Raw genomic sequence first — 6661 nt, 5'->3', positions numbered from 1 at the left:
CAAAATTGGGTTATCCATTTGTCTGTCTTCTCTCAGGGTTGGGAGGTTGTGAAGGCAATCTGAGTTTTAGCGATCGCGCTTCTCTGTCTCTGATTTTACTTGATTCATACTCCTCACTTCGACTTGTGTGTACACCGTAGCAAGCTTGGGAGAGGGGAGCAAGAGCAAGAGAGCCCGGTTCCCCTTCTCCCATGAAAAAAAAGCGAAGTATCCTCTGTCCCAACTCCGGTTCCCCTTCTCCCCACGGTGGGAGAAGGGGTTAGGGGATGATGGGGAAAATGCCGCTGAGTAGATAGACACAGCTTAAAACCTTGCCAGTATTACTTTTCAAGCTTAACTTGACACCCATGCAAGCCTTGCGCCCCTACATTTAGATTATCAATTAGGACTTATTCAACTATGGTTATTTTGGAAAAAACCTCTACCCAACTGAAACTTCGACATCGCCCCTATTTTATTTGGCAACTCTCTGGATGCTTAGTGTTTAGCGTTCCTTTACTCATTGTTCTCGTCAGCTTAGTCCTACCTTGGATTGTTTATATGTTAGGCTTGTATGCCTTATTCGCATTTAATCTAGTGGCGGGTATTCTATTACTGGTTTGTGCCGGACGTATTTTTATCTATCACTTTGACAAAGAGACAAACAGTCTCTTGATTAAACGTCGGGGATTGTTTAAAACCCAACTCAGCTTATATCCCCTGAGTGATATTTTCCAGGTGCAACTGAAATCCACAAGCTGGAATCAGGATCGGACAAGTAACTATCAAATCGCGATTATTTTGAAATCAGGAAAACATTTGTCTATTAAATCGGACGGGAAATCCCTACAGCAGAAGCTAGAGACAGTCAACCTAATTCGCCAATTCTTGGGTATGCCACCACAGAAACTAGCTGATTAATCTCTACTTTTATACCCTCTGCCTGATTCGTCAGTAAGTCAGTGGAAATGAACCTCAATAGAATGTCACTGACTGGTATGCTGGTGGGTTGAGCGAAGTCGAAACCCAATATATTAACTTGTATCAATAATCCTCAAACTCTGACAAATGACGAATGACGTAGCTGGCTTCTCAAGGGTAGCGAGTATGACGAATGACGAATGACAAATGACAAATGACAAATGACAAATGACGAATTGTGTATGCTAGCAATAGCACAATTATCGAGGAAAGGATCATGAGTGCAGTAACCTCAACCCCGAATCAACCCGCTTTAGCGGAATTACGAGAAGGATTACCCAATATTTGCGGGTGGGAAGAAAACATTCGGGAAGTGGTGCAACAAGACGAACCTGTATTTTTACCAACAACCAATCTGCGCCTCGAGGATATCACGTCAGGATTCGCTTGCGCCTTACACATGCACCAACCCACGGTTCCCGCCGGGGCGAATGGTGAATTGATTAGCAATCTCCAATATATGTTTGAACATCCCCAAGAAGGGGATAACCATAATGCCGAACCCTTCGCCGGGTGTTATCGTCGTATGGGCGATTTTATTCCCCAACTGGTGGCTGAGGGGTGCAATCCTCGGATTATGCTGGACTATTCGGGTAATCTATTGTGGGGATTCCAGCAAATGGGGCGGGAGGATATCCTGAATAATCTTAAGCGAATTACCTGCGATCGCGCTTATCAGCCTTATGTGGAATGGCTGGGAACAATGTGGAGTCATGCGGTTGTTCCTTCTACCCCAATTCCAGATATTAAACTGCATATTCAGGCATGGCAACATTATTTTGCCGCTATGTTTGGCTACGATGCGCTGAAGCGAGTGAAAGGCTTTTCGCCACCAGAGATGCATTTACCCAATCATCCTGATAGTTTGTATGAATATATCAAAGCCCTGAAAGACTGTGGCTATCGCTGGTTGATGGTACAGGAACATTCTCTGGAAAATCTGGATGGTTCGGGATTGTCACAAGATCAGAAATATGTCCCCAATCGTTTAGTCGCTCGCAATTCTCAGGGTGAAACAATTTCTATCACAATTTTGGTTAAAACACAAGGATCAGACACCAAATTAGTGGCACAAATGCAGCCCTATTTTGAGGCAAAGGGGCGGGGTAAGCAGTCAATTGGCAATCATTCAATTCCCTCCTTAGTCACCCAAATTGCCGATGGCGAAAATGGGGGCGTGATGATGAACGAATATCCCCGTGATTTGTTTCGCATTTACCATGAAATTCGCGACCAAGGAGGCGGAAAAACGGGTGTCGTGCCGATGAATGGGACGGAGTATTTAGAATTACTAGAAGCAGCAGGTGTTAATCCAGAAGAGTATCCTTCTTGTCAAGCCGTTGGTCAGCACAAAATTTGGCAACGAGTCGATCTGGATAATATTACACCTGATGCCGTCGCCAGTGCGATCGCGGAGTTGACAGCCACGGATGATCAATTCCACGTTGATGGGGCATCATGGACCAATGATTTAAGTTGGGTCAAAGGCTATGAAAATGTCTTAGAACCGATGAATCAACTCAGTGCGGCGTTTCATCTGAAGTATGACCCCTTAGTGCAGCAAGATCCATCAGTGACGCAGCGGAATGATTATCAGCAAGCGTTATTGTATACGTTGTTACTGGAAACCAGTTGTTTTCGCTATTGGGGACAAGGAATGTGGACAGATTATGCCCGTGAACTTTACCAACGCGGTGAAGCGATTATTAAGGGTTAAGTAGGTGGGGACAATTCAAGTTAACGGTGGGGATTGTCATTTGTCATTTGTCATTTGTCAGGGAACAGGGAACAGGTAAGGTAGAGACGTAGCATGCTACGTCTCTACAACCCCATCTCCCCCAGCTCCCCCAGCTTCCCCAGCTCCCAGACGTTCCACCGAAACGTCTCTACGAAGCGAATGTTACCTATAAACCATCCTTGGGAATACTGAGTCCAGATTTGTCTGCGTGCTAGATAGGAGTCCAAGGATGTTAACCGCAACAGGGAATGATCCTCAAAAATCGCCAGTGATCCTCGTTGCTGATGACGATCGCTTCACACGAGTGATGTTACGTCAACTGCTGGAAAAAGAGGGATATCAGGTGATCGAGGCAGAAAATGGAGAGAAATGTTTAGCGGCGTATCAGCAGTACCAGCCGGATATGGTGCTGTTGGATGCGTTGATGCCAGTGATGGATGGTTTCATCTGTTGCCAAAAACTACAAGCCTTGACACAGACTCCCGAACAAAAGAGCGATCGCGCGTTGGTGGGTATCCCTGTACTGATGATTACCGGGCTTGAGGATCAAAAGTCCATTGATTCAGCATTTGCTGCTGGCGCGATCGATTATGTAACCAAACCCCTGCATGTCCCCGTCTTACTCCAGCGCATTCGCCGTCTACTCGCCGCGAGTTGGGCAGAAAAGGCACTGCGACGCAGCGAACAACAATATCGATCCGTCGTAGAAAATATCAAAGACGTTATTTTTCAAATTGATGCCGATGGTAACTGGGAATTTCTCAGTCCAGCTTGGACAAAATTGATGGGGTTTACTCTAAAAGAAACCTTAGGAACTCATTTTCTTACGTGTGTTCATCCTGATGATTGCCAACTCCAGAAAGAATTATGGCAATCTATCCTAACCGGAGCAAACGTTGGTTTTCAACGGGAGATTCGATACGTCACCAAAACCGGAGAAACTCGTTGGCTAGAAATTCATGCCCATGCCTCACAGGTCGCTAACGGTAAATTTACGGGTCTTTCCGGTATTTTGCAAGATATCACAGAGCGTATCTATGCCGCTGCCTTAGAAAAAGAAAAAATCCGGCTAGAAACGGAAATAATTGAACGCCAGCGCAGCGAGGCGATGATTCGCCAAGCCTTAGAGAAAGAGAAAGAACTGGGTGAATTGAAATCTCACATCATTACCACCATTTCCCATGAATTCCGGACTCCCCTAACCACGATTCAATCCTCTAGCGAATTGTTGAAACTCTACGATCAGAAATTAACCGAGGACAAAAAGCTAAAACATTTCCAAAAAATTGGCTTGTGTGTCGAACATATTACCCAACTCCTAAATGATGTGATTCTGATTGGTCAATCGGAAGCCGGACAAATGAATTTTAATCCTATTTCCCTGGAGGTAGCAGATTTATGTCGTGACCTGATCGAGGAATTCCAAAGTAATCTAGATCCGCGATATACCCTCAACGTTTTTATTGCAGAACCTCCCATCAAAGGGTTATTCGACGAGGCTATGTTACGGAAATTACTCAATCACTTACTCTCCAATGCTGTCAAATATTCCCCCAAAGGAGGAACGATTACCTTCCAGTTAGGCTGTCACTCAGATTATGTAATCTTCCAGATTCAAGATGAAGGAATTGGCATTCCAGCAATGGATCAATCCCGATTATTTGAATCGTTTTACCGGGGGAGTAATATTAGCACCATTGGCGGCACTGGATTAGGACTCGCCATTGTCAAAAAATATGTAGACTTACATCGTGGTCAAATCCAAATTGAGAGTGAAGTCGGCGTCGGCACAACTGTTACTGTTACCCTACCTACTTAGGGGCTGCTGAATAAGTGTTGTGGTGAGGGGGAGCTGGGGGAGCTGGGGAAGCTGGGGGAGCGGGGGAAGCGGGGGGAGATGGGGGAGATGAGGGAGATGAGGGAGATGGGGAAGATGAGGGAGATGGGGAAGATGAGGGAGAAGATTCCCAATCAACAATGAACCATGAACCATGAAGTCAATCCAAGATTCGACCGTGAGGCTTCTCACCGATTATGCTAAAATTCAACATCCGACTCAAAGCAGTGAACTTAATTACTGTAAGGCATAGACTAACCGAGTGGTATTGGAAATGGGGCAACTAGACAATCAACCGGACAACGGGGAGAATCGAGAACAACAAGCTGCCGATCTCTTGCAATCCATGACCGAGAGTATTGAGGGCATAGAGACATTGCGTCACAGTCTCATCACCCAGTTTACTCAGGAGATTGAACAGCTACAACAAGAGAAAGCCCAATTAAGCGAGGAAATTAAAACGCTGCACGATCAACAACAGCAGCACTTGACTCAACCGCCAGCACTGACGCCTGAGATTGCCCCATCCTTCGCCAACCAATTGCAAGATTTACTCAGCCAGCAACTCCAACAACTTGCCCAGTCTTCAGAAAGACTATCCATGGATCAGACGGTGGGAAATCATCAGCAAACTATCCAGGAATTAGTGGCTTCCTTAGATAACACGCTGAGAACTACATTTAGAACCCTGCAACAGGATCTGAATAGCTATCAAAGCTCAATGTCTCAACAGTTGAGCCAGATGTACAGTCTCCAGGAACAAGCCGAGGTGATTCTAGAGACACTGGTGAATCGACTCAAAGCTGAAATTCCTCCCCCATCCTCTACCTCTGAACCCCGTTCTCAAATTCCTCCCGCTGCCCCTAATCCGCTAACGTTACCAGCGCCGGATCAGAATGGATCTTCTCCTCATTCTAATCAGGGAGAAATCGTTAGATCGCCTGCTGAATCACCTTTACCTGTTGTTCCACCTACTCAGTTTCAAAGACGCCCGCAAAAACAATCCACGGGGAAACAGCTAGTTGGGTTAGTGCTGGTGTTGTTATCGTTGCTAGCGATAGCATTTGAAAACGTTTTTGTCAATATTATTTTTAATGCCACAGCGATCGCGGAATTCCCAGCACCTGTGGGTGGTTTTTGGATGCCGACGTTAGGGAATACCTTACTGGTACTATGGTCACGGATGTTGGTCGTTGTACCGATGGCGGCAATCTTGAGTCGGGGATTTTATCGGGGGGTGTGGCGAGATATTCAACAGGTTCTGCGATCGCGCAATTGGGGTTTATTCGGCACTCTCCTATGTAGCGGGTTTTTCCTATTCTTATCCAAAGTATTGCTGTATTGGGCATTAGGAATCATTGCGCCCGGTGTGGCTGTAATTGTTTTCTTTATTTATCCCATCGTGCTATTACTTTTAAGCGATCGCTTTAATCGATGGAGTCACTTCATTCCCTTCGCTATGGTAATTGCTGGGTTTGTGCTGACGACTCTACCCAGTGGTAGCGGGGAACTGTCACCATTCGGCGTTACCCTGGCATCAGGGGCGGCGATCGCCTTTGCCCTACATTTAATGCTGATGCAAAACATGGCAAAACAGCTTCATCCGATGCCAATTCTGTTGCTGAACTTAGCCATCGTTCTGATATTTTCTGCCTTGGGTGTAATGATATCCTTCCCAGCATCGTGGGGTGTAGTATTTGCGCCGAGTTTAAGTTCAAATCTAGTAATTAGTGGTCTGGTTTTAGGCGGTGTTGCTCTAATTAGTTATGTCTGCAACACCATAGGAATTGCCAGAAGTGGTGCAGCTAGTGCTTCGGTTTTGGGGGCTACGTTACCGATTTTAACCGCACTCTTGGCTTGGATTCTGATTCAGAGTCCATTAACGGTTCCTCAAATCGTGGGTATGGTGCTAGTTACGTTAGGAGTAGCGGCTTTAACCATTGTGCGATCGCGTTATCCCAGAAGCAGGGGAACAATGTAGAGACGTATTGTAAAGTTTCAATAAGAATATAGTCAGATGTAGTCATGTTGGGTAATATATAGACATGAAACTCTCAGACTATGCCAAAAAAGCAGGAATCAGTTATCGAACTGCCTGGAGGTGGTGGAAACAAGGAAACTTGATC

Annotated in this window: 4 protein-coding genes and 1 pseudogene; all 5 read left to right on the top strand. The window is 45.7% G+C overall.

The genetic code is table 11. The features are described from left to right. The first annotated feature begins 399 nt into the window (after window positions 1–399). A complete protein-coding gene (locus tag RIG66_RS16050; protein ID WP_446379677.1) occupies window positions 400–900 on the top strand; it encodes a hypothetical protein in 501 nt (166 codons plus the stop codon). 277 nt (window positions 901–1177) lie between these two features. Beyond that, entirely contained in the window at window positions 1178–2677 is a 1500-nt protein-coding gene (locus RIG66_RS16045; protein WP_446379675.1) for a glycosyl hydrolase family 57, read from the top strand. Between the two features lie 250 nt (window positions 2678–2927). Beyond that, complete coding sequence (locus tag RIG66_RS16040; RefSeq protein ID WP_446379673.1) at window positions 2928–4517, top strand: hybrid sensor histidine kinase/response regulator; 1590 nt, start codon at window positions 2928–2930, stop codon at window positions 4515–4517. A gap of 292 nt (window positions 4518–4809) precedes the next feature. Further along, window positions 4810–6516 carry an EamA family transporter gene (locus RIG66_RS16035; protein WP_446379671.1) on the top strand — a complete coding sequence of 569 codons (1707 nt, stop codon included), beginning with the start codon at window positions 4810–4812 and terminating at the stop codon, window positions 6514–6516. Between the two features lie 64 nt (window positions 6517–6580). Then, window positions 6581–6661, top strand: a pseudogene (locus RIG66_RS16030) (IS607 family transposase); the annotation flags it as partial.

The organism is Coleofasciculus sp. E2-BRE-01, assembly GCF_040221695.1.
GTDB lineage: Bacteria > Cyanobacteriota > Cyanobacteriia > Cyanobacteriales > Coleofasciculaceae > Coleofasciculus.
Note: the sequence above shows the minus strand (reverse complement) of the source record. Positions and strands in the feature narration are given on the sequence as shown.